This window comes from Streptomyces viridiviolaceus (assembly GCF_014650995.1).
Taxonomy (GTDB): Bacteria; Actinomycetota; Actinomycetes; order Streptomycetales; family Streptomycetaceae; genus Streptomyces; species Streptomyces viridiviolaceus.
This window is the reverse complement of record NZ_BMWA01000008.1, coordinates 195,719-220,521: the sequence shown is the minus strand read 5'-3', so window position 1 is coordinate 220,521 and position 24,803 is coordinate 195,719. Positions and strand designations below refer to the sequence as shown.

The window sequence follows — 24,803 nt, the reverse complement described above, 5'->3', positions numbered from 1 at the left end:
TGTCCGACCCATTGACACCCCCACCGCCGCCTCCTTACTGTCACGCCAGCATTTCGAACGAGTGACGAAATATCGAACGCAGCGAAGGGCAACTGCCGTGCGCATCACCGGAATCAGCACGCACGTGGTCGGGACGCCGTGGCGCAACCTGACGTACGTCCAGGTGCACACCGACGAGGGGATCACGGGAGTCGGCGAGACCCGGATGCTGGGGCACACCGACGCCCTCCTCGGGTACCTGAGGGAGGCGGAGGCCAACCACATTCTCGGTTCCGACCCGTTCGCCGTCGAGGACCTGGCGCGCCGCATGAAGTACGGCGACTACGGCCGCGCCGGCGAGATCGTGATGTCCGGCATCGCCGTCGTCGAGATGGCCTGCTGGGACATCAAGGGCAAGGCCCTCGGTGTCCCGGTCTGGCAGTTGCTGGGCGGCAAGGTCACCGACAAGGTGAAGGCGTACGCCAACGGCTGGTACACGACCGAGCGGACTCCGGAGGCGTACCACAAGGCCGCGCAGGGGGTCGTGGAGCGCGGGTACCGGGCACTGAAGATCGACCCGTTCGGCACCGGGCACTTCGAACTCGACCACGAGCAGACCCTGTACGCCGTGTCGCTGATCGAGGCCGTGCGGGACGCCATCGGTCCCGAGGCGGAGCTGATGCTGGAGATGCACGGGCGCTTCTCCCCCGCCACCGCCGTCCGGCTCGCCAAGGAGATGGCGCCCTTCAACCCGGCCTGGCTGGAGGAGCCGGTCCCGCCGGAGAACCTCAAGGCGCTCAGGAAGGTGGCCGAGAAGGTGGATCTGCCCGTCGCCACGGGCGAGCGCATCCACGACCGGATCGAGTTCCGCGAGCTGTTCGAGGACCAGTCGGTGGACATCATCCAGCCGGACGTCGGCCACATCGGCGGCATCTGGGAGACCCGCAAGCTGGCCGCGACCGCCGAGACCCACTACATGCTCGTCGCCCCGCACAACGTGGGCGGGTCCGTCCTCACCGCCGCGTCCCTCCAAGTCGGCTTCACCTCGCCGAACTTCAAGATCCTGGAGCACTTCAACGACTTCGCGGACGCGGAGATCAAGAAGGTCGTCAAGGGCGCGCCGCAGGTGGATCCCAAGGACGGCTGCTTCCACCTCTCCGACGCCCCCGGCCTCGGCGTCGAGCTGGACACCGACGCGGCGGCCGAGTTCCCCCAGCAGCAGGCCCGGTTCGACCTGTGGGCCGAGGGCTGGGAACAGCGCAAGCCGAAGGGGACGCAGCCTTGAGCACCGCGGTCGTCATCGAGGCGCCGGGCGTCCACCGGCTCGTGCCGCACGAGCCGCGCGACCCCGGGCCCGGCGAGGCCCTGGTACGGGTGCACGCCGCCGGAATCTGCGGCAGCGACCGCGAGGTCCACCAGGGCAACCGGCCCGAGGGGTACGTGCGTTACCCGCTCGTCCCCGGACACGAGTGGTCCGGGACCGTGGAGCGGGTCGGCGCCGGTGTGCCCCCCTCGCTCGCCGGCCGGAAGGTCGTCGGCGAGGGGTTCCGCAACTGCCAGGTCTGCGACCGCTGTCACGCGGGCGAGACGACCCTGTGCGGAGCCGGGTACGAGGAGACCGGGTTCACCCAGCCGGGCGCCATGGCCCCCACGCTGACGCTCCCGGCCCGTCTCCTGCACCCCCTCCCCGACGATGCCGACCTCACCGCCGCCGCCCTCCTGGAGCCGGCCGCCTGCATCGCCGCCGCCGCGCTCAAGGCGAACGCCCGCCCCGGCGAGCGGGTCGCCGTCGTCGGCACCGGGACCCTCGGCATGTTCGCGGTGCAGTTCCTGCGCGCCGGCTCCCCCGCCGAGCTGCTGGTCGTCGGCACCCTCGACGACCGCGAGGCGCTGGCCCGAGGGTTCGGCGCCACCGGCTTCCGCACCAAGGACCAGGACCTCCCCGACGACTTCGACGTCGTCGTCGAGACCGCCGGGTCCGCCGATGCCGCCCGCACGGCCGCCGCGCTGCTCCGGCGCGGCGGGCGCCTGGTCCTGACGGGTATCCCGGCGCCGGGCGCCGACGGCCTCGACCCGACCGACCTGGTCGTCCGGCAGCTGGAGGTGCACACCGTCTTCGGGGCACCGCCCGCCGCGTGGGCGCACACGGTGCGCGTCTTCGCGGCCGGTCTGCTCGACCCGCTGCCGCTGGTGACGCACGAGCTGCCGCTCGCCGAGTTCCCGCACGCCATCGAGCTGGTGGGGTCCGGCGACCCGAAGGTGGGCAAGGTCCTGCTGCGCCCCTGAACGTACGCCGGTACGGGGGCGACCTGACGGCCCTTCGCACCGGCGTACCACCACCGCCTTCCCCTACCCCGAGCCGCGAACCTTGTCCGGCATATCGAACACGAAGGACAGCTTGTGACCGACGCTTCCGCCACGGCAGCCCGCAGGCCCGGTGAGCAGGCCCTCACCGCACTCGGCCTGGGCGCGCCCGCCCTCGACCCCGCCGACGCCTCGCCCCATTCCTTCCCCGGCGGCGGCCGCTGGCGCACCGAGATCCCCTCCTGCGAGGGGCCCGAGGCGCTGGCGGTGGTGCTGAAGGAGTCCTCGCGCCTGGACGTGCCGATTCACCGGATCAGCCAGGGCAGCGGTGTGTGGATGCTGACCGACGCGGAGATCACCGAGATGGTCGAGGCCACCGCCGAACGCGACATCGAACTCTGCCTGTTCACCGGCCCCCGCGGCACCTGGGACATCGGCGGCTCCACCCGGACCGACTCGGGCGGCGCGGGCCTGAGGGCACGCGGCCACGACGCGGTCGCCGGATGCGTCGAGGACGCCGTCCGGGCGACCGAGCTGGGCGTGAAGTGCCTGCTGGTCGCCGACGAGGGTGTGCTGTGGACGCTGCACCGGGCGCGGGCGGCCGGTCTCCTCCCGGCCGACACCACGCTCAAGGTCTCGGCGCTCGTCGGACCCGTCAACCCGGCCTCGTACGCGGTGTACGAGCGGCTCGGCGCCGACTCGGTCAACGTGCCCAGCGACCTGACTCCGGATCACCTCACCGAGATCCGGCGGGTGTCGGCCGCGCCGATGGACATGTACATCGAGGCGCCGGACGACCTCGGGGGCTATGTGCGCATGTACGAGGTGGCCGAGCTGATCCGGCGCGGCGCCCCGCTGTACCTGAAGTTCGGCCTGTCCAAGGCGCCCGGGATCTACCCGTACGGGCACCACCTGCGGGAACTGACACTGGCCACCGCCAAGGAGCGGGTGCGGCGCGGGCGGCTGGCGCTTGACCTGCTGGCGCGGCACGGCGCGGACGGCGACATGGCCCCGCTCGGCTCGCGGCTGCCGGGGCCGCTCAACCGGTTCGAGATCTCGTCATAACGTTCCGGAAACCCTCTTCTCAAAAGACCACACGACCGCGCACAATCCCACACACCCCGTCTCGGTTCTTCTCCGCACACATCAAGGATGATGACCATGCGCAACCGCAGAGCCGCACTCGCCGCCATAGCCACCGCCGCCTCCCTCGCCCTGACCCTGACCGCCTGCGGCCAGGACGGCGAGGGCGGCAGCGAGGAGGGCAAGTCGGGCGCCGAGGGCGCCACCATCGGCATCGCGATGCCGACCAAGTCCTCCGAGCGCTGGATCGCCGACGGCAACAACGTCAAGCGGGAGCTCGAGTCCAAGGGCTACAAGACCAAGCTGGTCTACGGCGAGGACGACCCCGACCAGCAGGTCTCGCAGATCGAGAACCTGATCACGCAGGGGGTCAAGGCGCTCATCGTCGCGGCCATCGACAACAAGTCGCTGAACAACGTGATGCAGCAGGCCAAGGACGCCGACATCCCGGTGATCTCCTACGACCGCCTCATCCTCGGCACCGAGAACGTCGACTACTACGCCTCCTTCGACAACGAGAAGGTCGGCGAGCTCCAGGGCACCTACATCCTGGACAAGCTCGGACTGAAGGACGGCAGCAAGAAGGGGCCGTTCAACATCGAGCTGTTCGCCGGCTCGAACGACGACAACAACACCCGCTACTTCTTCCAGGGCGCGATGAACGTCCTCAAGCCCTACATCGACAAGAAGCAGCTCGTCGTCCGGTCCGGACAGACCGACCTCAACCAGGTCACGACCCTGCGCTGGGACGGCGGCACCGCGCAGAAGCGCATGGACGACATCCTGACCTCGTCCTACAAGAGCCAGCGCGTCGACGCCGTCCTCTCGCCCTACGACGGCATCTCCATCGGCATCCTGTCGGCGCTGAAGTCGGACGACTACGGCTCGGGGAGCAAGCCGCTGCCGATCGTCACCGGCCAGGACGCCGAGGTCGCCTCGGTGAAGTCGATCATCGCGGACGAGCAGTCCATGACCGTCTACAAGGACACCCGCGAGCTGGCGAAGGTGTCCGCGAACATGGTCGACGCGCTACTCAACGACAAGAAGCCCGAGGTCAACGACGAGAAGACCTACGACAACGGTGCCAAGGTCGTGCCCGCCTACCTGCTGGAGCCGGTCGCCGTCGACAAGGCCAACTACCAGAAGGTCGTCGTCGACTCCGGCTACATCAAGGAAAGCGACCTCAAGTAACCGCCGGCCCCTAGTGATTGGAAGGCACGACCATGGCGGGACCCGTCCTGGAAATGCGCTCGATCGTCAAGACCTTTCCCGGCGTCAAGGCGCTGTCGGACGTCACCCTGACCGTCCGCCAGGGCGAGGTCCACGCCATCTGCGGGGAGAACGGCGCCGGCAAGTCGACGCTGATGAAGGTGCTCTCCGGGGTCCATCCCCACGGCACGTACGACGGCGACATCCTCTTCGAGTCGCGGCCCTGCGCGTTCAAGGACATCAGGGCCAGTGAGCAGCACGGCATCGTGATCATCCACCAGGAGCTGGCCCTGGTGCCCTACCTCTCCATCGCGGAGAACATCTTCCTCGGCAACGAGCACGCCACGCGCGGCTTCATCAACTGGAACGACACCCTTCGGCACGCCACCGAGCTGCTGCGCCGGGTCGGTCTCGACGAGCACCCCGAGACCCGCGTCGCCGACATCGGTGTCGGCAAGCAGCAGCTGGTGGAGATCGCCAAGGCGCTGTCGAAGAAGGTGAAGCTGCTCATCCTGGACGAGCCGACGGCGGCGCTCAACGACGAGGACAGCGGCAAACTCCTGAACCTGATCCTGCAGTTGAAGGACCAGGGCATCACCTCGATCATCATCTCCCACAAGCTGAACGAGATCCGCCGGGTCGCCGACTCGGTGACCATCCTGCGCGACGGGCGGACCATCGAGACGCTGGACGTGAAGGCGCCCGGGACCACCGAGGACCGGATCATCAGCGGGATGGTCGGCCGCGACCTGGAACACCGCTTCCCCGAGCGGACACCGCACGAACCGGAGGAGGGCGCCGCGCCCGCCCTGGAGATCCGCGACTGGACCGTGCACCACCCGATCGACCAGCAGCGCAAGGTGGTCGACGGCGTCTCCCTCCAGGTGCGCCGCGGGGAGATCGTGGGCATCGCGGGCCTGATGGGCGCCGGGCGCACCGAGCTCGCGATGAGCGTCTTCGGCCGCACCTACGGCCGGTACGCGGGCGGCACCGTCCTCAAGGACGGCCACGAGATCCGCACGAAGACCGTCCCGGAGGCGGTCAAGCACGGGATCGCGTACGTCACCGAGGACCGCAAGCACTACGGCCTGAACCTCATCGACACCATCAACCGCAACATCTCGCTCAGCGCCCTCGGCAAGGTCGCCAAGCGCGGTGTCGTGGACGAGCACGGGGAGCGGCAGGTCGCCGAGGGCTTCCGCAAGTCCATGAACATCAAGGCGCCGACGGTCTTCGAGCCGGTGGGCAAGCTGTCCGGCGGCAACCAGCAGAAGGTCGTCCTCAGCAAGTGGATCTTCGCGGGTCCGGACGTGCTGATCCTGGACGAGCCGACGCGCGGCATCGACGTCGGCGCGAAGTACGAGATCTACACGGTCATCGACCAACTGGCCGCCCAGGGCAAGGCGGTCGTCTTCATCTCCTCCGAGCTGCCGGAGCTGCTCGGCATGTGCGACCGCATCTACACCATGGCCGCAGGAAGGCTGACCGGTGAGTTCTCGCGGGCCGAGGCCTCGCAGGAATCGCTGATGCGTCAGATGACGAAGGACAAAGAGGTAACCCGATGAGCACGGATGTGACCGCCAAGACACCGGCCCCCGCGCCGGCCGGCAAGGGCGGGTCGGCCGGCGGCGACGGCCTGCTCCAGCTGATGCTGGACGGCATGCGCCGCAACATGCGGCAGTACGGCATGCTGTTCGCCCTCGGCCTGATCGTGGTGCTGTTCGCCGTGTGGACCGACGGCGACCTGCTGCTGCCGCGCAACGTCTCCAACCTGGTGCTGCAGAACAGCTACATCCTGATCCTGGCGATCGGCATGATGCTGGTGATCATCGCGGGCCACATCGACCTGTCGGTCGGCTCGCTGACGGCGTTCATCGGCTCGATGGCCGCCGTGTTCATGGTGAAACACGATCTGCCCTGGCCGCTGGCGCTGGTGCTGTGCCTGGCGATGGGCGCGGTCGCGGGCGCCGTGCAGGGCTTCTTCATCGCGTACGGCGGCATACCGTCGTTCATCGTGACCCTCGCGGGCATGCTGATCTTCCGCGGTCTGACGGAGATCTTCCTGGAGGGCCAGACCCTCGGCCCGTTCCCGGAGGGCCTGCAGAAGGTCGCCAACGGGTTCCTGCCCGAGGTCGGCCCGGAGACGAACTACCACAACCTGACGCTGTTGCTCGGCCTCGCGCTGATCGCCTTCGTCGTGTTCCAGGAGGTCCGCGACCGCAGGCGGCAGCAGGAGTTCGCGCTGGAGGTGCTGCCGGCCAAGCTGTTCGCGCTGAAGCTGGTCGCGCTGGTCGCCGCCGTCCTGACCGTCACGCTGCTGCTCGCCAGCTACAAGGGCGCCCCGATCGTGCTGCTGGTCCTGGGTGTGCTGCTGGTCGGCTTCGGCTACGTCATGCGCAACGCGATCATCGGCCGCCACATCTACGCCATCGGCGGCAACCTGCCCGCGGCCAAGCTGTCGGGCGTGAAGGACAAGAAGGTCACCTTCCTGGTCTTCCTGAACATGGGCATGCTCGCGGCCCTTGCGGGCCTGGTCTTCGCCGCCCGCTTCAACGCGGCCTCGCCCAAGGCGGGCCTCAACTTCGAGCTGGAGGCCATCGCCGCCTCGTTCATCGGCGGCGCGTCGATGAGCGGCGGTGTCGGCACGGTCCTCGGCGCGATCATCGGCGGTCTGGTCCTGGGTGTGCTGAACAACGGTATGAACCTCGTCGGCATCGGCACCGACTGGCAGCAGGTCATCAAGGGCCTGGTGCTGCTGGCGGCGGTCGGGTTCGACGTGTGGAACAAGCGCAAGGTCGGTTCGTAGTCAGCTCGGGCCCCGCCGTCGAAGGCGGGGCCCGATTCCTTTACAGGAGAGCCGCATGGAACTGAGCAGACGCACGGTCATCGCAGGTGCCGCCGCGGCCGGGGTCGCCGCCACCGCGGTGGGCGGCACGGCACACGCCACGGGAGGCAGGAAGCCGGTGAAGGAGCTCTTCGGCAAGCTCGCCGACGGAACGAAGGTGTACCGCTGGTCGCTGGAGAACGGCGGCACGCGCATGAAGGTCCTGTCCTACGGCGGGGTCGTGCAGTCCCTGGAGCTCCCCGACCGCCGGGGCCGCTACGCGAACGTCTCCCTGGGCTTCGACGACCTCGACGACTACGTGGCCTCCAGCCCGTACATGGGCGCGTTGATCGGCCGCTACGGCAACCGCATCGACAAGGGCCGCTTCACCCTGGACGGCAAGGCGTACCAGCTCTCCGTCAACGACGGCGAGAACACCCTGCACGGCGGCGCCCAGGGCTTCGACAAACGGGTGTGGGACGTCGAGCCGTTCGCCGGGGGCTCCGACGTGGGCCTGGTCCTGCACTACACCAGCGTCGACGGCGAGATGGGTTACCCGGGCACGCTGAAGGCGAAGGTGACGTACACGCTCACCCGCGACGGCGACTGGCGCATCGACTACGAGGCCACCACCGACAAGGCCACCGTCGTCAACCTGACCAGCCACGTCTACTGGAACCTGGCCGGCGAGGGCAGCGGCACGATCGAGGACCACGAGCTGTCGATCGCCGCCTCCCGGTACACGCCCACGGACGCGGGGCTGATCCCCACGGGCGAGCTGGCGAAGACCGCGGGCACCCCGTTCGACTTCCGCCGGGCCAAGCCGATCGGCCGGGACATCCGGGCGGCCCACCCGCAGCTGATCACCGCCAAGGGATTCGACCACAACTGGGTCCTCGACAAGGGCATCACCGACCGCCCCGAGCACATCGCCACCCTGCGCGACCCGTCCTCCGGCCGCACCCTGAAGATCGCCACCGACCAGCCCGGCCTGCAGTTCTACTCCGGCAACTTCCTCGACGGCACCCTGACCGGCACCGGCGGCCGGACCTACCGCCAGGGCGACGCCCTGTGCCTGGAGACCCAGCACTTCCCCGACTCGCCGAACCAGCCGTCGTTCCCGTCGACCGTGCTGCGGCCGGGGCAGACCTACCGGACGACGACGGTGCACTCGTTCGGCGTGTGAGCGTATGAGTCGTACAGCGTCATGTGAGCCGTGTGCGGCTGTCCGGGCGGCACATTTCTTTCACATGAGTTGAACGGCGTCACTCCCGCCTCCGTACCCATGGGCGGCCCGTGCTCCCACCGCACGGGCCACCCAGCAACGGAGGTTCCCTTGACCGGCAACGTCACCTCGCTGTTCCGCAGCACCGCGGCGCACAGCCCGTCGATGGCGGCGCTGACGCGGGAGAGCGGCCTCGAGGCGGGCGCGGGCCCGGTGGACTTCTGCATCCCCTGCAACCCGTACTTCCCCACCCCGGCGATGTTCGACGAGATGGCGGGCCGGCTGCGCGACATCGTCACGTACTACCCGAGCGGCGCCGACACCATCACCGCGGAACTGTGCGGACTGCTGCAACTGCCGCCGCAGTGCGTGGCGATGGGCAACGGGTCCACCGAGCTGATCACCTGGATCGACCACCTGATGGTCCGCGAGTCCCTCGCCGTCCCCGTCCCCACCTTCGGCCGCTGGACCGACCAGCCCATGGAGACCGGCAAGCGGGTCGACATGTTCCCGCTCCAGGAGTCCGGCGGCTTCGCCCTCGACCTGGCCCAGTACGCCGAGTTCATCCGGGCGCGGGGCACCCGGGCCGCCGTCATCTGCAACCCGAACAATCCCGACGGCGGCTTCCTGTACAAGCACGCCGTGGTGCAGTTCATGGACGCGATGGCCGACCTGGACCTGGTCGTCATCGACGAGTCGTTCCTGGAGTTCGCCGACGCCGAGACCGAACCGTCCGTCGTGCAGGAGGCCATGCTCCGCCCCAACGTCATCGTCCTGCGCAGCCTCGGCAAGAACTTCGGCCTGCACGGCATCCGCTTCGGCTACCTCGTCGCGGGCCCGGCGCTCGCGGGCCGGATCCGCGCGATGCTGCCCAAGTGGAACCTCAACTCCTTCGCGGAGCACGTGGTGTTCATGCTGCGCGACCACGGCGCCGAGTACGCGCAGAGCCTGCTCCAGGTCCGCCGCGACCGGCTGGAGATGGCGAGCCTGCTGTCGGCGCTGCCCGGCCTGACCGTCTACCCCTCCCAGGGCAACTTCCTCTTCGTACGCCTGCCCGTGGGCGCCGAAGGCACCGTGGTGCGGGACCGGCTGCTCACCGAGCACCGGGTCCTGGTCCGCGAGTGCGGCAACAAGATCGGTTCCTCCAGTCGCTTCCTGCGTCTCGTGGTGCGCCCCCAGGTCGACGTGCGTCGCCTGGTGTCCGGCCTGGAGCAGGTGCTCTACGGGTCCAGGAGGGGAGCCGCCGTGTCCGAGCCTGCTACAGGGACCAGCTACAGCTCGGGCACGGCGGCGGTGGACCGCCTGGTGAGCCGGACCAACGGGGCCGGCCTGCGCGGGATCGCCGCCCGGACCGCCGGTGCCGGCGCCCCGGGGCCCGCCGCCGCCCCCGCCGTCGGCACCGGCATGCCGCTCCCCGCCGCCGTGCCCGCCGCCCCGGCGGCGTCCGTCGGCGGGATGCCGGTGCCGGCGGCCCCTCAGCCGGCTCCCTGGCCCGTCGCGCAGCCCGTCCCCCCACTCGTCCCGCAGCCGATGCCGGTCCCGGCCGCCCAGCCGCCGGCCGCCGTGGCCCGGGTACCGGCGCCCGTGCCGGCCGGCCCGACCCCGCCCGGCGTGCCCGCCCGCGGCGGTCTCACCGCCGCCCAGGTCAGGGGCACCAACGGCCTGGAGTCGGTCCCGGCGGCGGGCCGGCCGGGACCGCCGAGCTGGCCGGACGCGGCGGGCATGGACCGCACCGGGTGAGCACCGGGGCACGGCGAACGGCCGGAGAACATCCGGTGCCACAGGTGACCTGTCCATGAACTCGAGCGGGAGACTCAGTACATCACCGGCTTCCCCCGCCGCCCTGCCGCCACCATGGCCTCCCATGTCTCTGTCCTGATCGGGAGCCGGACGTGCCGAGTCTGTCGTGGGAGTCCCTGGTCGCCGTCCTGGGTCTGGCCGTACCCGTGGTCGCGGCCATGTGGGAGTTCGTCCTGGCGGGCCGCAAACGGCTCGGCTATCGCGTGCAGTTGGACACCAACCTCCGGGACTCGGCCGCCTCCGCGCCCGAGACGACGGTGCTCCAGCGGATGCAGTGGGACGGTACGAACCTGCGCGATCCCTCGGTCGTCCTGCTGCGGATCGAGAACGTCGGCTGGAGCCCCATCGTCGACGGCGACTACGTCGCTCCCGTCAACGACCCCGTGGGCATACGCATCGCCTTCCCCGGCCGCCGCGTGGTCGGCATGACCGTGACGGAGCGCAGCCCCATGGTGCCGCCCACCTTCTTCGTGCCGGGAGCCGACGGTTTCGAGACCACGGGCAGGGTCATCAAACTGCCCAAGGTGATCCTGAATCGCAGGGCCCATTACAAGGTCCTGGCGGTTCTGGACCGTGAGGAGGGCTTCACCGACCCCGAGTTCCCCGAACCGGAGGTCACCGCAGGGGTGGTCGGCGGTGTACGCGGCGGGCGCATCAAGAAGACCGCGTACTACCCGTTCGCCTCGCGGCAGGTCCGCTGGCTGCTCGCCTCCCTCATCCTGGTGAGCGCCGCCCAGTCCGCGTTCACGTTCGCCGGGGACGACGCCACCGCCGCGCCGCTGGACTGCGCCGGCGGCACACTGCACCTGTCGGGCTCCACGGCCTTCGCGCCGGTGCTGCGGGAGGCCGCGAAGCAGTACGAGAGGACCTGCCCGGACGCCCGTATCCCGCTCACCGCCACCTCCTTCAAGGGCAGTGTCGCCGGGCTGGACTCCCTGGCCGCCACCGGCGCCGACGCCGGACTCGCGGGAGCACGGGGCCTCGGGAACAGGCTGTCGTTCAGCGACGGGCCGAAGTCCGAGGGCCGCCCCCAGCTGCTGCCCAGGCCCGTCGCCCTGTCCCTGTTCACCCTGGTCGTGAACGAGGACGCCGGGGTCCGGGACCTGTCCCTGAAGCAGGTCCGGGACATCTACGCCGGGACCATCACCAACTGGAGCCAGGTGAAGGGCAACGACGTGCCCATCCATCTCGTCAGCCGGAACCCCGGCTCGGGCACCCGGACCACGCTCGAACGGCAGGTCCTCGGCGGCCGGTCCCTCCCGGCGGTCACCACGGCCGACTGCGCGGGGCTGGACGGGGACCGGCCGGGCCGCTGCGAGGCCGGTGACACCCAGACGCTGCTCGACACGGTGGCGTCGACCCCGGGCGCCCTGGGGCACAGCGAGGTCGGCGCCGCCGCCGCGCACGGCGACGTCCAGCAGGTCCGCATCGACGGCTACCCGGCCACCCTGGAGGGCGCTGACGAGGGGGCGTACCCGTACTGGCAGACGGAGATCGCCTACACCTACGGCGAACCGCCGGCGGACTCGATCGCCGCGGGATTCCTGCGCTACCTCTCCGACGAGGTCGGCAAGGACATCCTCCGCTCCCAGGGACATCGCCCCTGCTCGGAGCTGGCCAAGCCGCTGCTGTGCCGGCCGAGCGGGGCGTGACCGGCGCGGGCCGCGGTGGTCCGGGTCAGTGGTCGGACTCCAGGTGCAGCTTGAGCAGGTCCACGCCGTAGTCGTTGCCGTTGGGCGTGCGGATGACGGTGTGGACGTGCTGCTGGGTGGGGGTGCCGCCCATGCCACCGCCCGGTCCGCCGCTGGGAGCGCCGCTCGGCTGACCGCTCGGCATGCCGCTCGGGGCCCCGCCGGGAGAACCAGCGACGGGTGCGTTCGGTCTCGGGGGTGCGTGGTCGGTGTCCGTGCATGCACGTCACGCTGCACGACACACCTGGGCGGGGCCTGAGATGCACCTGTCAGCGGCCGCTGAGGGCCCCCGCCGGGGACGGCCGTCCCCGGCGGGCCGGCCTCCCGGCGTAGCCGGCGCGACCTCGGACTCAGGGCCTCGGGCACTCCTTCCACGCCAGGTGGTACACCGTGCTGATGTCCCCGTCCGTGGAGTCCATCGTCATGAAGCTCACCTTGTCGGGTGCCGACGTCCCCGCGGCCACCCGCAGTTCGGTGTTGATGTTGAAGTTGCGCTGGACTCCGCAGGGGGCCCAGACCAGTTGGGCCCATTCGGTGCTGTCGGTGGCCTGCCAGTTGTCGTGGTGGGGGCCGCTGAACGGGTGGGTCCGGTACTCGGTGTTCGGGGAGCCCTGGAAGTAGTACGAGGCCCGCTGTGTGCCCTTCGCGCCGGGCTGGAGGGCGGCGAAGCCGCGGTAGTCGGCGCCGGCGACGGCGTACGTGAAGCCCTGCGGGACGTGGACGACCAGGTTGAGCTGGCAGTTCTTGCGGAACGCCGTGGGGTCGGAGTCCCCGCCCGCCTGGGCGAGGTAGTCGCTGTAGGTCACCGTGAAGGCGGTGTTGTCCTCGGAGACGGCCACGGCCGCCGTGCCCTGCGGGCAGCCGGAGCCGTTCACCGTGGCGATCTTGATGACGATCCTGTCCGGGGGCGGGTCGACGATCCCGTCGGACGGGTGCTGCGCGGGCAGCGCGGAGGTGAGGAGCGCGGCGATCGTGCCGCTCAGGAGCAGGCCGGTGGCCATGGTTCTCCCATCGGTTCGGTGGGGGGTGGAGTGTCGCACCATGAAGTCATGGACATGTCAATCAGGGCGCGGTCACCCCGGTCGTGACGGAATCATGAAGGACCCGTGAAGACCGGGAGCGGTCGCATCGTACGCACGGCCGCGCGGGCCCGGACAGGTCGCTGTCCGGCCATTCACCGCGCCGGGTCGGGATCCGGCCGCCGCCCGCCGGTACGACCCGCTAGGGGTTCTCCCAGGCCGCCGGCTCCGTCGCCAGCTCCCGCACGGGATCCGGCAGCGCGTCCGCCGCGAGGTCCGCGATCGTCACGCCCTCCAGGATCCGACGCACATTGGCGCGCAGCGCGATCCACAGGGGCAGGAGTGGTTGTGCCGTGCCGGTGTAGGACAGGCCGGTCGGCCGCTCGCCCCGCACGGAGACGATCGGGCCGTCCACCGCCCGGATCACGTCCGCCACCGTGATCGCCGACGCCTCGCGCGCCAGCCGGAAGCCGCCGCCCCCGCCACGCCGGCTCTCGACGACGCCGCCGCGCCGGAGGTCGCCGAGGATACCCTCCAAAAACTTGTACGGAATGTCCTGGGCGGTGGCCACTGCCTCCGCCTTCACCGGGCAGTCGCCCTGCTGGACGGCGAGTTCCAGCACCGCCCGCACCGCGTAGTCCGCCCGTGCCGAGATCCTCATACGAACCATTGTGAGGTCCGCTGGGACAATGACCCGGCACAGGCGGCCCAGCGCACGCGGCAGCACCGGAAGAACAGGCAACAGGAGAGGCTCCCTTGGAGCTCAGCAGGCTCAGCAGACGAGCGTTCAGCGCCCTCGCCGGCACCACCGTCCTCGGTCTCGCCCTCGGCGGCAGCGGCGCGGCGGCCGGGTCCGGCGCGCCCCGTACCGTCCCCACCGGCCCGCCGCCCGGGCCGCCGGGTGCCGACGGGGTGCCGCACCGGGTCGGTTTCGACCGGTACTCGCCGCTGGTCGACGGCAGACGCCTGGTGCTGTGGTCCGGGGAGCTGCACCCCTTCCGGCTGCCGAGCCCGTCGCTGTGGCGGGACGTGCTGCAGAAGATGCGCGCGCACGGCTACAACGCGGTCAGCGTGCCCGTCGCCTGGAACCACCACTCCCCCGCGCCCGGCCGCTACGACTTCACCGGCGTCCGCGACCTGGACCTGTTCCTGCGTACGGCCGCGGAGACCGGCCTGTACGTGATCCTGCGGCCCGGCCCGTACATCGGCGCGGACGTCGACGCGGGCGGCCTCCCGGGCTGGCTGACGGCGGCTGGGGGCCGGGCCCGGACGACGGACCCGGCGTATCTGCGGCACGCCGACGAGTGGCTGACCCGCGTCGACGCCATCGCCGCCCGGCACCTGTACACCAAGGGCACCGGCACGGTCCTGCTCTACCGGGTCGACGCGCCCCGCCGCGCGGATCTGTCCCACGTGTACGAGAAGGTCCGCGCGGACGGCATCGACGTACCCGTCCTCCACGGCGACTCCCCGGTCGTCTGGGGGGAGGTCCGCGGGGCGCGCACGGAGGCCGAGGAGCGGCGGGCGCATCTGGCCCGGCTCGCGGACGGGGTCACGCTGCACAACGTCCACATGGCGTTCGGCGGCACCTCGTGGGGCTGGCTGGCCGCGCCGTCCGCGCCCACGGCCTCGTACGGCTCCGGGGCGGCGATCGGGGAGGGGCGCAACCCGACGGCCGCTCTGGCGCCGCTGCACCAGCTCGGGCAGTTGCTGCGCCATGTGCCCGACCTCGCCAGGCTGGAGCGGGCGGCGGGGGTCAGGGCCTCGGACGCCAGGATCCGGGTGCGGCACCTGACCAATCCGGACACCGGCAGCCACGTGTACGTCCTGCGCAACGACTCCGCCGAGGAGGTGTCCTCGACGCTGCCGATGGACGGGACCGACGTGCCGGTCACCCTCCCGGCCCGGGACGCCCGGCTGCTCGCCACCGGCCTCGACCTGGGCGGCGGGCGGAAGCTGGCCCACGCCACCGTGCAGCCCATGATGCTGCTGAGCGTCGGACGGCGGGACGTCGCCGTGTTCACGGGCCGGGCCGGCGAGACGGCTCACGTCGTGCTGGACTGCCCGAGCGAGCCGTGGCCCACCCGGCTGGACGAGGAGGCCGCCTGGGCCTACGACCGCGGCAAGCTGCACGTGACGGTGCCGCTCGGGGTGGACGGGCTGACCCGGGTCCGGGTCCGGGGCCCGGGTTCCGACCGGGAGCTGCTGCTGCTCTTCGCCGACGACGCCACGTCGCTGCGGCTGTGGCCGTACGAGACCCCGTCGGGCAAGGTCCTCGTCCACGGCCCGGCGCTGCTGCGGGACGTCTCCCTCAGCGGCTCCACCGTGCGGCTCACCGGTGACACGGTCGAGGAGACCGGGCTGGAGGTGTGGGGGCCGCGCGGCATCACGGACGTCACCTGGAACGGCGACGCGGTGAGCACGACGGTCAGCCGGGCCGGAAGCCTGCTGAGCGACTGGCCGCTGCCCGGGGTGCCCGAGCTGGTGCTGCCCGCGCTGGACGGCTGGCGGCGGCGGACCGAGAACCCGGAGTCCGAACCGGGCTACGACGACTCCGGGTGGGCGGTCGCCGACCGTACGGCGTCGCACAGCACGACCCCCGTGCCCGACGGGCGGCCCGTCCTCTTCGCCGACGACTACGGCTTCCACTACGGCGACGTCTGGTACCGGGGGCACCTGACCGGAGCCTCGGGCCTGGAGGCGGTGTCCCTCGCCTACAGCACCGGTGCCCAGGGGCTGCTGATGGCCTGGCTGGACGGCGAGCCGCTGGGCACGCACCGGATGCCGGCGCCGGACGGGGGCGGGGCGGCGGGGCAGGGCACGTGGACGGCCGAGGCCCGCTTCCGGGTGCCGGAGCGGTTGCGGACGAGGCTGCGCGAGCGGCCGGGTGCCGGTGACCGTCCGGTCCTGTCCGTCCTCGTCCGGCGGACGCAGCACGACCAGGACGCCGGCATGCGCGACACCCACAAGGCGGCGCGCGGGCTGACGTCCGCCGCCTTCGAGGGGGCGGCGCCCGAGGTGCGCTGGCGGCTGCGGGGGCAGGCCGCGCCCGATCCGGTGCGCGGGCCGCTCAACAACGGCGGGCTGTACGGCGAGCGGTGGGGCTGGCATCTGCCCGGGTACGACGACGCCGGCTGGGAGTCCACGTCGTTCCCGCGGGCGGACCGGCGGCAGGGCGTGACCTGGTACCGGACCGGCTTCCGGCTGGACGTCCCGCCGGACGTCGACGCCTCGATCGGGCTCGTCCTCGACGACGACCCGGCCCGCGCCTACCGCGTCCAGGTCTTCCTGAACGGCTGGAACATGGGCCAGTACGTCAACGACGCGGACGCGCCGCAGCACACCTTCGTCCTGCCGAACGGCATCCTGCGCACCCGCGCCGCCGACAACACCCTGGCCCTGGCGGTGCTGGCCGACGGCGGCACGGCGTCGGGGCCGGGGACGGTGCGGCTGACGCTGCTGGGCGCGGCGGCCGGAGGGGTGCCGGTGGAACCGGTCGCCTCCCCCGGCCGCCGGTGACCTCAGCGCAGCCGGATCACGTTCCAGGACAGCGGCTCCAGGACGGCGGTCAGCCTGCCGTCCTCGAGGGCCGTGCCCTGCGCCGGGTGCGGGACGACCCGCTCGGGCTCGGCGAGGGTGTTGCGGGCGTCGGGGTCGGCGTCCGCGAGGACGCTGTGCTCGACGACCTCGGTCGGGCCGAGGCCGCTCAGGGCGACGTCGAGCGGCAGCGGCTCGGTGCGGGAGCGGTTGACGGCGAAGACGGTGACGGAGCCGTCCTCGGCGCGCACGGCGGTGGCGTGCAGCAGGTCGGCCTCGCCGTACTTCTTCGTCTCGTACGTGGGTGAGTCCACGCGGACGTCGAGGACCTCGCCGCGGCCGTACTTCGAGGCCTGCGCGAAGGGGAAGAACGTCGTCTGCCGCCAGGCCGGGCCGCCCGGCTCGGTCATGATCGGGGCGATGACGTTGACGAGCTGGGCGAGGCAGGCGACGGTGACGCGGTCGGCGTGCCGCAGCAGGGCGATGAGGAGGGAGCCGAAGACCACCGCGTCGGTGACGCTGTAGTTGTCCTCCAGCAGGCGCGGAGCCTCGGGCCAGTCGTCCTGGGCGAACGTGGTCGCCTGTTCCTGCCAGCGGGAGAGGTACCAGACGTTCCACTCGTCGAAGGAGAGGTTGATCTTCTTCTCGGACTTCAGCCGCGCGCCCACGTGGTCGCAGGTGGCGACCACGTTCTCGATGAAGGACTCCATGTCGACGGCGGAGGCGAGGAAGGAGTCCACGTCGCCGTCGACCGGCTCGTAGTAGGCGTGCAGCGAGATGTAGTCGACCAGGTCGTACGTCTCGGCCAGCACCTTCGCCTCCCACTCGGCGAAGGTCGGCATGGACTGGCCGGAGGAGCCGCAGGCGACCAGTTCGACGCCGGGATCCTGCTGGCGCATGGCGCGGGCGGTCTCGGCGGCGAGGCGGCCGTACTCCTCGGCGGTCTTGTGGCCGGTCTGCCAGGGGCCGTCCATCTCGTTGCCCAGGCACCAGAGCCTGATCCCGAAGGGGTCCTTGTCGCCGTGCGCGGCGCGCAGGTCCGACAGCGCGGTGCCCGCCGGGTGGTTGGCGTACTCCTGGAGCTCGAGGGCCTCGGCGACGCCGCGCGTGCCGAGGTTGACGGCCATCATGGGCTCGGCCTGCGGACCGACCTTCCTCAGGAAGGCGATGTACTCGGAGAGGCCGAAGCGGTTGGTCTCGGTGGAGTGCCAGGCGAGGTCGAGGCGGCGGGGGCGGTCCTCGACGGGTCCGACGGAGTCCTCCCACTTGTAGCCGGAGACGAAGTTGCCGCCCGGGTAGCGGATGGCGGTCACGCCGAGTTCGCGGACCAGCTCCAGGACGTCCCGGCGCAGGCCGGCCTCGTCGGCGGTGGGGTGGCCGGGTTCGTGGATGCCGGTGTAGACGCAGCGGCCGAGGTGTTCGACGAAGGACCCGAAGAGGCGCGGGTCGACGTCGCCGACGGTGAAGGCGGGGTCGAGGGTGAAGCGGGCGGTACGCATGGAGTCCTTTCGGGGGTAGGGAGTCACTGGCCGGCGAGGCCGGTGTGCGCGACACCCGCCACGATCTGGCGCTGGAAGAAGACGAAGACGACGATCAGGGGCAGGCCCGCCATGAGGCCGCCGGCCATGAGCTGGGCCCACTGGATGCCGTAGGAGTTCATGACGGTCGCGATGCCGTTCGGCATGGTCATCAGGTCGGGGTTGTTGGTGACCATGTAGGGCCACAGGAAGTTGTTCCAGGAGCTGATGAAGGTGAAGATGCCGACGGCCGCGAGCGAGGGGCGCGACAGCGGCAGGATGACCGTGAAGAAGACCCGCCAGCGGCCCGCGCCGTCGATGAAGGCGGCCTCCTCCAGTTCGCGCGGGACGCCCTGGAAGAACTTGTAGAGGATGTAGACCATCGCGGCGGGCGCGCACTGCGGCAGGATCATGCCCCAGTAGGTGTCGACCATGCCCATCTGCTGGACGGTGGTGAACAGGGGGACGCCGAGCACGGCCGGGGAGATCATGAGGCCCGCCATCACCACGCCCATCAGGGCGCCCTTGCCGCGGAACTCGGTGCGGGCGAAGCCGTATCCGGCCAGCGCGCTGACCAGCAGGACGACGGCCGTCACGCACACGGACACGACGAGGGAGTTCACGAACCAGTCGGTGATGTTGCCGTTCTCGAACATGGCCGACCACGCCTGGCCGGTCCACTCCTCGGGCAGCCAGTGCGGGGGCACCTCGACGGCCTCGGTCTCCGACTTCAGGGAGGTGAACAGCGCCCAGGCGAGCGGCGACAGGATCACCGCGGAGACGGCCGTGCCGAGGAGGGTGAGCACGATCTGGCCCGGCGTCCACGGCCTGCGCGGCGCCTTGGGTACCTGTGCGGCGGTGGTCATCGGCCGCCCTCCTCACGGTTGCGCAGCAGCCACATGCGCGCGAGCGCGACGGCCGCGATGAGCACGAAGAAGATGATGGAGATCGCGGAGGCGTAGCCCACGCGGTAGGCGGTGAAGCCCTCTTCGAGGGTGAACTGCACGAAGGTGCGGGTGGAGTCCTCGGGGCCGGGGCCGAAGTCCATCATGACGACGGCCTGGTCGAAGACCTGGAGCGAGGCGAGGATCTGCAGGGCGATCACCAGGCCCGTGATGTTGCGGAGCATCGGCAGCGTGATGTGGAGCATGCGGTGCCAGGCGTTCGCCCCGTCCAGCTTGGCGGCCTCGTACAGGTGGGCGGGGATGCCCTGGAGGGCGGCGAGGTAGAGCAGGAAGCTGAAGCCGACCGTCCACCACAGGGTGCAGACGACCACGGCGAGCATCGCGTACGACTTGTCGGACAGCCAGGGCGTCTCGATGCCGAAGACGTGGTTGACCATGCCGGTGCCGGGGTTGAACAGCCACTGCCACAGGTTCCCCGCCACGGTGGACGGCAGCAGGAACGGCATGAAGAAGCACAGCCGCCACAGCCATGTGCCGCGTTCGATGTGGTGGGCGAGCATCGCCAGCAGGAAGGCGAGGACCGTGATGCAGGGAACGACGAGCAGCGTGAACCAGGCGCTGTGGCCCAGCGAGTCCCACATCAGGTCGTCGCGCAGGGCCTCGCGGTAGTTGTCGAGGCCGACGAAGTGCGCGTCGTCGCCGGAGATGTTGGCGTCGGTGAAGCTGAGCCAGAGGCCGCGCAGCAGGGGCCAGACGACGAACAGGGCGAACAGCACCAGGAACGGGGCGACGAACCATCCTCCGTGCTGGAGGCCCTGCCGGCGGCGGACGGTGGCGCTGGTGGTGGCTGCCTTCGCGGGCGCCGGCGCGATGACGGTCTCGGCACTGGTCGTCGTCATGCGACCGCACCTCCCTCGGCGGCGGTCCTGCCGTCCATCGGGTTCTTCATGGCGAGCAGGTGGGCCATGGCGCCCTTCATGCGGCGGGCGGCGGCCTCCGGCTTGGCGGAGCCAGCCGTGGAGGCCATCACGATCGGCCCGGTGCGCTGGGCGAGCAGGCCGGTGGAGCCTGCGAACCACACCTTCGGCTCGGTGGCCTGGTGGTCCATGGCCGACACGTACTCGCTCTGCGGCCGGAGCTTCTTGTACGCGGCGGAGGACAGGGTCGGCGTGTACGCGGGGATGTGCCCGCCGCCCGCCCACTGCCGGGCGTGCCTCACGATGTAGGCGGCGAGCCGGTGGGCGGCCTCGTTGCCGGCGCCGCCTCGGCCGGACTGGTGCGGCAGGACGAAGGCGTGGGACTCGGCGTGGGTGGCCTGTTCCCCGAAGACGGGCGGCAGCGGGGTGGCGCCGTAGTCCAGCTTCGCGGTGTCGAAGACCGGCACCGACCAGTTGCCCTCCAGGGTGAACGGCGCTCCGTTGACGAACTGTTCGGCGTCGGCGGCACCCGCGATGGTGTGGCCGTCGGTGATGTGCCGGCGCAGGAACTCCAGGACCTCGGTGGCCTTGTCGGTGTCGAAGGTGACCTCGGTGTTGCCCGCGTCGAACCAGGTGCCGCCGAGCTGGGTGTAGAAGGCGACGAACATCCACCACTGGATGTTGAGGTCGTTGACGTGCAGGCCGAGTGTCTGCAGCCCCTTCTTGGTGGCCTTCCTGGCCTCCTTCAGGACGTCGAACCACTCCCCGGTGGAGGTCACCGGGACCATCCGGCCGTCGACCCCGAGCAGGCCCGCCTTCTTCAGCACGTCCTTGCGGTAGAAGCAGAGCTGGACGTGGATGTCCAGGGGCAGGGCGTAGAGGCGGCCGTCGATGACGGCTCGCTTCCACAGCGCGGGGTTGAAGTCCTCCTCCCGCACCCCGTGCTCGGCGAGCAGGTCCACGTCCCAAGGGTCCAGCAGACGCCCGGGCGAGAAGCCGGTGACCCGGCCCAGGTGCATCACGGCGAGGTCCGGCGCGCGGTTGCCCGCGGCGGCCATCGCGAGCTTCGTGTAGTACGGATTGCCCCACTGGAGGGTGGAGTCCTTCACGTCGACGCCGGGGTTGTCCCTGCGGAAGGCGTCCAGCATCGCGATCATGTTGTAGCCGTCGCCGCCGCTGAAGAGGTTCCAGTAGCGCACGCGGGTGTCCGCGCCGGAGGCGAGCGCGTCGGCACCGGTCCCGAGGGCCGCGAAGCCGAAGCTGCCAGCGACCGTCAACCCTCCCAGTGCGGTGAGCAGTTGCCTGCGATCCAGGCCAGGTCGTCCCATGCCCTGCCCCTACTGTTCGATATTTCGACTACTGACCGTAACTTCGAACGGGACCGTAGATTCGAAGCACTTCGACGTCAATGGGTTGCGCACGACTTTCGAGCGGGGGTGATCGTTCTTGGTTGAACCACGGTCACGGGATCGCATGACGCGGACACTTGCGGGCGCGTACCCTCGGAACGCCGCAGACGGGCGGTGAGAAGGGGGAGCGATGGACAGCGCGGCCAGGCGCCGGACGGCGACCCGGATCGTCATGGCGCTCCGGCGACCGCGGCGCAACGCCGCCATGCGCTGTCTGGCCGCCGAACTCGCCACCGCGGTCCACGCCCGCCCCGGACGCCCGCAGGACGTCCGTTCGCTGTGCCACGCACTGTGCGAGGAGATGGGCGCGCGCCGCGGCGGGCGTCCCGTTGAACTGCGCTTCGAGCGGTTCCCCGACGAGATCGAAGTGACCGGTCTGTGGGTGGAGTTCCACGACCGCGACCTGGTCATCGTCGAGGAGCGGGCGGAGGCCGTCCAGCAACTGGTCATCCTCGGGCACGAGTTGTGGCACATGCACGCCGGGCACGGTCACCACCGCGGGGCCGGAACGGCGGCGGCCCGCGCCCTGACCGGCGAACCCGGCTGGCGGGACAGCGCGCTCGCCGTGGCCGCCCGCAACGGCTCCCGCGAAGTGGAGGAGGCCGACGCCGACAACTTCGGACACCGGTTGGCCGCGGCGTTCCTGCCCTCCCTCACGAGCCGCGGCGCCGAACGGGCGCCCGGACCCGTGCAGCGGTCCATGGGCTACCTCGGGAGGGGGACCGGAGCGCGGTGAGCCACGGACTTCTGGCGCTGGACGCCTCCGACACCATCGGCGGCATCTCCGTCTCCTTCTGGCTGCCGATCGCCGCCCTGACCATCGCCCTGGTCATCAAGCTGCCCAGCCTCGTGAAGATGTGGCGGGACCCGATGCTGCGGGCGGTGGGCGGGCTGCTGCTGTTCGCCTGCGCCGTCTTCGTCTTCGCGTCCCCGTCGGTCATCGGCTGGACCAACCGCGTCACCGGCGTGCCGAACATCGCCGCCCCGCTGGTGTACTCCCTCATCACCGCGCTGTGCGCATCGTGGCTGCTCCTGATCGTGGCCTGGCGCAACGGTCTGTCCGACCGCACGGCCGCCACGCGCCGCGCGGCCCGCTGGGTCGTCTTCGCCTACGCGGGTGTGGTCGTCGCCCTGTGGGCGCTGTTCGCCCTCGCGGACGTGCCCGTGGAACGCCGCCGGGACCTGGACACGTACTACGCCACCACGCCGTTCATGCGCGAGGAGATCCTGCTCTACCTGCTCGCGCACACCGTGGCCTGCTCGATCACTGCCTGGCTGATCTGGAACTGGGTCCGCACCGACGGCCTGGACGCCTGGCTCCGCTGGGGACTGAGGTTCCTGGGGGTCGGCTACGCGACGAACCTGCTCTTCGACGCGGCCAAGCTCACCGCCGTCGTCGCCAGACTGACCGGGCACGATCTGGACCGGCTGAGCACCGACGTGGCACCGTCGGCCGCCTGCGTGTCGGCCACCCTCGTCGCGGTGGGCTTCATCCTCCCGCATGCCGGACAGTACTTGCAGGAACGCTGGCGCCTCCGGCTGGGCCACTGGCGCCTGCGGCCCCTCTACCTGCTGACGCGCGCGGTGAACGGCGGCCGCGCTCCCTTCACCCCGCGGGCCACCGCGGAACTGCGCCTGATCCGCCGCGAGACGTTCATCCGCGACGCGCTGCTCCAGCTCTCCCGCCACCTGGACGAGGATCTGCGCGAGCGGTCGTACGTGGCCGCCCTCGGCCTGGGCCGCGAGCCGGACCGGGCGAAGGCCCTGGCCGCCGCCGTCACGATCCTGGACGCCGTCGCCGCCCGGGAGCGGTCACCCGAGACGGACAGCGCGGCCTCGCCCTCGGGGCCCGAGACCGCGTACCTGTTGCAGGAGATCCAGGCCGTGTCCCGGGCCCTGCGCCGGCGCCAAGACATCGAGGCGGTGCGCGCCCTGGCGACCTCCTCCGGCAGAGAGAACACCCTCGCATGAGCGAACGCACCACCCCCGCCAGAACGGTCGTCGTCCTGGGGGGATCCCACACCGGCATGCTCGCGGCCGGAGCCCTGGCCCAGGTCGCCGACCGTGTCGTCGTCGTCGAGCGCGACGCCCTGCCCGCCGGCCCCGAGCCCCGCAGAGGACTGCCGCAGGCACGGCACGCCCACATGCTGTGGTCGGGCGGGGTGCGGGCGGTGGAGGAGCTGCTGCCGGGAACGACCGCGGCGCTCCGGGGTGCCGGGGCCAACCGGCTGCCGGTCACGACCGACATGGTCGTCATGGGCTCCCGTGGCTGGTTCCGGCGCTGGGCCGAGTCCCACCACGTGATCCTGGCCGGACGCGATCTGCTGGACGCGACGATCCGGGCCCGGGTCCTCGCGGACGAGCGGGTCGAGGTCGTCCAGCGGGCCGAGGCGGTCGGCCTCACGGGAACCGCCGCCGCCGTCACCGGCGTGACGATCCGGCCGCAGGGCGGCCGGGAACGGACCCTCGCCGCCGACCTGGTCGTCGACGCCTCGGGCCGCGGCTCACGGGCCGCGCACTGGCTGACCGCCCTCGGACTGCCGGAGCCTCGACGGCGCGAGGTCGACCCCGGCCTGGCCTACGCCAGTCGGCTCTTCCTCGCCCCCGAGGCCGCACGGGAGCACTTCCCGGTCGTCAACGTGCAACCCGACCCGCGCGACGGCGGGCCCGGCCGGGCGGGTTTCCTGCTGCCCATCGAGAACGGCCGGTGGATCGTCACCCTGTCCGGCACCCGGGACGGCCGTCCGACACCCGCGGCCGACGACTTCGCCCGCTTCGCCCGCGAGGAGCTGCGGCACCCGGTCATAGGCGAGTTGGTGGAACGGGCCGAGCCGCTGGGCGACGTGGCGTACACCCGCACCACCGTCAACCGGCGGTACTTCTACGAGCGGATGCCGGCCTGGCCGGAGGGCTTCACCGTCCTCGGCGACGCGCTCGCCGCGTTCAACCCGGTCTACGGGCACGGCATGGCGGTCGGCGCGCAGAGCGCGCTGGTCCTCCGGAACGTCGTACGGCGGCACGGATGGGAGGCGCCGGATCTGGCACGGCGCGTCCAGAAGGCCCTGGCCGGCCCGATCGGCGCGGCCTGGAACCTCGCCGTCGGACAGGACGTGTTCTACCCGGGCGCGACCAGCGGCGGCCCCACGCTCAAGGACCGGCTCCTGGCCGCGTACGTCGACCGCCTCATGCTCACCGCCACCGGCAACGGACGTATCGCCCGCCGGGTGACCGACGTGACGTCGCTGGAGCGGGACGCGGCCGTGCTGCTCGCTCCGTCGGTGGTGCTGGGGGCGGTGGCGGGTCCGCTGAGGCCGCCGCTCGCGGGGCCGCCCCTGACCGTGCAGGAGCGCAAGGCGGCGGGACTGTCCTAGGCGTCGGTGGTCC

Annotated in this window: 19 protein-coding genes and 1 pseudogene; 13 read left to right on the top strand and 7 right to left on the bottom strand. The window is 71.2% G+C overall.

Translation table 11 applies throughout. From position 1 onward, the window contains the following. Positions 1–97: 97 nt before the first annotated feature. The 9 genes from IE260_RS13460 to IE260_RS13420 all read left to right on the top strand — a co-directional run bounded on the left by IE260_RS13460 (position 98) and on the right by IE260_RS13420 (position 12,076). Positions 98–1,264: a mandelate racemase/muconate lactonizing enzyme family protein gene (locus IE260_RS13460; RefSeq protein WP_189871337.1), complete on the top strand. Its 1,167-nt coding sequence runs from the start codon at positions 98–100 to the stop codon at positions 1,262–1,264. Next, positions 1,261–2,265, top strand: coding sequence for a zinc-dependent alcohol dehydrogenase (locus IE260_RS13455; protein ID WP_189871335.1), 1,005 nt, complete (start codon positions 1,261–1,263; stop codon positions 2,263–2,265). Before IE260_RS13460 ends, IE260_RS13455 begins: the two co-directional genes overlap by 4 nt. 114 nt (positions 2,266–2,379) lie before the next feature. Further along, entirely contained in the window at positions 2,380–3,348 is a 969-nt protein-coding gene (locus tag IE260_RS13450) for a hypothetical protein (protein ID WP_189871333.1), read from the top strand. A gap of 96 nt (positions 3,349–3,444) precedes the next feature. Continuing rightward, positions 3,445–4,557 (top strand): multiple monosaccharide ABC transporter substrate-binding protein, encoded by a 1,113-nt coding sequence (chvE, locus tag IE260_RS13445; protein ID WP_189871331.1) that lies wholly within the window; start codon positions 3,445–3,447, stop codon positions 4,555–4,557. 32 nt (positions 4,558–4,589) lie between these two features. Continuing rightward, entirely contained in the window at positions 4,590–6,140 is a 1,551-nt protein-coding gene (mmsA, locus tag IE260_RS13440; RefSeq protein ID WP_189871329.1) for a multiple monosaccharide ABC transporter ATP-binding protein, read from the top strand. Beyond that, a complete protein-coding gene (gene mmsB / locus IE260_RS13435; protein ID WP_189871327.1) occupies positions 6,137–7,381 on the top strand; it encodes a multiple monosaccharide ABC transporter permease in 1,245 nt (414 codons plus the stop codon). Before mmsA ends, mmsB begins: the two co-directional genes overlap by 4 nt. A gap of 55 nt (positions 7,382–7,436) precedes the next feature. Next, on the top strand, positions 7,437–8,585 hold the full coding sequence (locus IE260_RS13430) for an aldose epimerase family protein (RefSeq protein ID WP_189871325.1): 1,149 nt from the start codon (positions 7,437–7,439) through the stop codon (positions 8,583–8,585). A gap of 150 nt (positions 8,586–8,735) precedes the next feature. Continuing rightward, positions 8,736–10,364, top strand: coding sequence for a pyridoxal phosphate-dependent aminotransferase (locus tag IE260_RS13425; RefSeq protein ID WP_189871323.1), 1,629 nt, complete (start codon positions 8,736–8,738; stop codon positions 10,362–10,364). Positions 10,365–10,516: 152 nt separating this feature from the next. Next, entirely contained in the window at positions 10,517–12,076 is a 1,560-nt protein-coding gene (locus IE260_RS13420; protein ID WP_229880728.1) for a substrate-binding domain-containing protein, read from the top strand. 25 nt (positions 12,077–12,101) lie between these two features. On the opposite strand, the pseudogene IE260_RS13415 reads toward IE260_RS13420, so the two are convergent. The 3 genes and pseudogenes from IE260_RS13415 to IE260_RS13405 all read right to left on the bottom strand — a co-directional run. After that, a pseudogene (locus IE260_RS13415) lies at positions 12,102–12,224 on the bottom strand (DUF3500 domain-containing protein); the annotation flags it as partial. 241 nt (positions 12,225–12,465) lie between these two features. After that, positions 12,466–13,116, bottom strand: coding sequence for a DUF4360 domain-containing protein (locus IE260_RS13410; RefSeq protein ID WP_189871321.1), 651 nt, complete (start codon positions 13,114–13,116; stop codon positions 12,466–12,468). Between the two features lie 220 nt (positions 13,117–13,336). Continuing rightward, a complete protein-coding gene (locus tag IE260_RS13405; RefSeq protein ID WP_189871319.1) occupies positions 13,337–13,795 on the bottom strand; it encodes an RrF2 family transcriptional regulator in 459 nt (152 codons plus the stop codon). Positions 13,796–13,890: 95 nt separating this feature from the next. Between IE260_RS13405 and IE260_RS13400 the strand changes: the two genes are divergently transcribed. Next, the gene (locus IE260_RS13400) at positions 13,891–16,653 is read left to right on the top strand and encodes a glycoside hydrolase family 35 protein (RefSeq protein WP_189871317.1); all 2,763 of its coding nucleotides are present in this window, start codon (positions 13,891–13,893) and stop codon (positions 16,651–16,653) included. A gap of 2 nt (positions 16,654–16,655) precedes the next feature. On the opposite strand, the gene arfA is transcribed toward IE260_RS13400, so the two are convergent. From arfA to IE260_RS13380, 4 genes are read right to left on the bottom strand one after another with little or no spacing between them, the layout of a single operon-like run. After that, positions 16,656–18,170 (bottom strand): arabinosylfuranosidase ArfA, encoded by a 1,515-nt coding sequence (gene arfA, locus IE260_RS13395; RefSeq protein WP_189871315.1) that lies wholly within the window; start codon positions 18,168–18,170, stop codon positions 16,656–16,658. Positions 18,171–18,193: 23 nt separating this feature from the next. Further along, positions 18,194–19,054 carry a carbohydrate ABC transporter permease gene (locus IE260_RS13390; RefSeq protein WP_189871313.1) on the bottom strand — a complete coding sequence of 287 codons (861 nt, stop codon included), beginning with the start codon at positions 19,052–19,054 and terminating at the stop codon, positions 18,194–18,196. After that, complete coding sequence (locus IE260_RS13385) at positions 19,051–19,992, bottom strand: carbohydrate ABC transporter permease (protein ID WP_189871311.1); 942 nt, start codon at positions 19,990–19,992, stop codon at positions 19,051–19,053. Before IE260_RS13385 ends, IE260_RS13390 begins: the two co-directional genes overlap by 4 nt. After that, positions 19,989–21,338 (bottom strand): extracellular solute-binding protein, encoded by a 1,350-nt coding sequence (locus IE260_RS13380; RefSeq protein ID WP_189871309.1) that lies wholly within the window; start codon positions 21,336–21,338, stop codon positions 19,989–19,991. The genes IE260_RS13385 and IE260_RS13380 overlap by 4 nt, the downstream gene beginning before the upstream one ends. 211 nt (positions 21,339–21,549) lie before the next feature. On the opposite strand from IE260_RS13380, the gene IE260_RS13375 reads away from it, so the two are divergent. The 3 genes from IE260_RS13375 to IE260_RS13365 are packed head-to-tail and all read left to right on the top strand — an operon-like array spanning position 21,550 to position 24,790. Further along, positions 21,550–22,155, top strand: coding sequence for a toxin-antitoxin system, toxin component family protein (locus tag IE260_RS13375; protein ID WP_189871307.1), 606 nt, complete (start codon positions 21,550–21,552; stop codon positions 22,153–22,155). Then, entirely contained in the window at positions 22,152–23,390 is a 1,239-nt protein-coding gene (locus IE260_RS13370) for an MAB_1171c family putative transporter (protein WP_229880726.1), read from the top strand. Before IE260_RS13375 ends, IE260_RS13370 begins: the two co-directional genes overlap by 4 nt. Continuing rightward, positions 23,387–24,790: an FAD-dependent oxidoreductase gene (locus IE260_RS13365; RefSeq protein WP_189871305.1), complete on the top strand. Its 1,404-nt coding sequence runs from the start codon at positions 23,387–23,389 to the stop codon at positions 24,788–24,790. The genes IE260_RS13370 and IE260_RS13365 overlap by 4 nt, the downstream gene beginning before the upstream one ends. Positions 24,791–24,803 lie beyond the last annotated feature (13 nt).